Consider the following 1573-nt stretch of genomic DNA (forward strand, 5'->3'; position numbering starts at 1 on the left):
CTTCCGGGCCTCCCGCCCGCCCGGAGGGCCGCTCCCGGCTAGAAGAGCGTCGCCTCGAACGCAGCCCCGGGCGCTTCGCGTGCGCTCACGGAAAGCCCGAGGAGCCGCACCCCGCCCTGCGGGATTTCCACGGCGCCGAGAAGCTTCTTCGCGGCGGCGAAGATGCCGCGCTCGTCCCCGAACGACCCCGGCGCGGTGACGCTGCGGGTGAGCGTGCGGAAGTCCGCGAAGCGGATCTTGAGCGTCAGCGTGCGGCCGCGGAAGTCGTGCCGGCTCATGCGACGGGCGAGGTCCGCGGCGATCGCGGCGAGCCGGCGCTCGAGCTCCGCATAGCCGCGCACGTCCTCGGAGAAGGTCTCCTCGCACCCGACGCTCTTCCTCTCCCGGAAGGGCCGCACGGGACGCGAGTCGATGCCGCGGGCGAACTTGTAGAAGAGCGCCCCGACTGCGCCGAAGCGGTCGGTCAATTCCGTGAAGCTCTTCCGTCGGAGCTCCCACCCGCAGGTGACGCCCATCTCGTGGAAGCGCTTCGCGGTCGCGGGCCCCACGCCCCAGAAGGCCTCGATCGGGAGCGCGTCGATGAAGTCCTGCGCGCGGTCCGGGTGGACCGTGAAGAGCCCGTCGGGCTTGCGCCAGTCCGAGGCGATCTTCGCGAGGAACTTGTTGTAGGAGACGCCCGCGCTCGCCGTGAGGTTGAGTTCGCGCCGGATGTCCGCCTTGATGCGACGCGCGACTTCGGTGCCGTATTCGATCCCGAGCTTGTTGTCGGTGACGTCGAGAAACGCTTCGTCGATGGAGAGGGGCTCCACGAGGTCGGTGTATCGCGAGAAGATCTCGCGGATCTCGGCCGACACCTCCTTGTAGCGGCTCATGCGGCCCTCGACGAAGATGAGTTGGGGGCAGAGCTGCATCGCGCGGGTGCTCGGCATGGCGCTCCTCACGCCGAAGGGGCGCGCCTCGTAGCTCGCCGTCGCCACCACCCCGCGGCAGTCGGCGTGCCCGACCGCGATCGGCCGGCCGCGCAGCTCCGGGCGGTCGCGCTGCTCGACGGACGCAAAGAATGCATCCATGTCCACATGGACGATGCGGCGCGTGAGGTCGTTGGGAAAGACGGGGTCTGCGAGCGACATGGGCGGTTGGGTACTGAAGGAAATTCGGGCTGCGTCCTTAATTCTATGGTCAAAACCGCTTGAGGTACCGGTTCGCCGCTCCACCCGAAGAGCCCGTCAGAGCGCTCCGACTACGACAAACACCCGGTGCGGCGGGCGCACCGCGTCTGCTATTGTGAACGGCATGACGACTCAGAACCACCGCGCCTCAGGCGCCTTCTCCTTTTATTACGCGTATCCGTACGCTTCGCTGCGGGTGCGTCGTTCGTTCTGACCGTCAGAACCGAATCCTCGAAGCCCGCAGCTCTGCGGGCTTCTGCGTTTCTGGAGGCGGCGCCCTTCCATAAACGCCCCGGGAGGCCCGTCGAAGCCGCCGGTCTTCAGCTCAGACCTTCTCCTTCCATCGACGTTACCAAACCGAGCCGTAAAGCCCCGTCATTCATGGAGGGGATATAAGGCGACGC

Annotated in this window: 1 protein-coding gene; it reads right to left on the bottom strand. The window is 67.3% G+C overall.

The features are described 5' to 3' along the window. Window positions 1-38: 38 nt before the first annotated feature. On the bottom strand, window positions 39-1130 hold the full coding sequence (gene dinB, locus ACT6Y9_RS10915) for a DNA polymerase IV (protein WP_443744548.1): 1092 nt from the start codon (window positions 1128-1130) through the stop codon (window positions 39-41). Between the last annotated feature and the right edge of the window lie 443 nt (window positions 1131-1573).

Origin of the sequence: Sutterella sp. (genome assembly GCF_052272535.1) — a bacterium.
In the GTDB taxonomy this organism is placed as follows: Bacteria; Pseudomonadota; Gammaproteobacteria; order Burkholderiales; family Burkholderiaceae_F; genus Sutterella.